Source organism: Trinickia dabaoshanensis (genome assembly GCF_002879885.1).
Classification (GTDB): Bacteria; Pseudomonadota; Gammaproteobacteria; order Burkholderiales; family Burkholderiaceae; genus Trinickia; species Trinickia dabaoshanensis.
The window spans coordinates 1-250 of record NZ_PNYA01000101.1 but is presented as its reverse complement, the minus strand read 5'-3'; the positions used below and the strand labels follow the sequence as shown (position 1 = coordinate 250).

Annotated in this window: 1 tRNA gene; it reads right to left on the bottom strand. The window is 53.6% G+C overall.

The annotated features are described in order from the left end of the window. Positions 1-51: 51 nt before the first annotated feature. A tRNA-Ala gene (locus C0Z18_RS32560) sits at positions 52-127 on the bottom strand. Positions 128-250 lie beyond the last annotated feature (123 nt).

Genomic DNA, 250 nt, shown 5'->3' with positions numbered 1-250 from the left:
AATCGCCAATGACAAAGACTCGGTACAAACCGAACGCTTGTCATTGAAGGTTGGTGGAGGCAGACGGGATCGAACCGACGACCCCCTGCTTGCAAAGCAGGTGCTCTCCCAGCTGAGCTATGCCCCCCAGCATAACCATTTTCAGACTCAAATAACCGCGTCGATTATCACCACCGCTTAACCCCCTTCGGGGGCGAGATGCTCGTAAGTGCTAAAGCACTAACGATCATCGCGAATGGTGGGTCTGGTT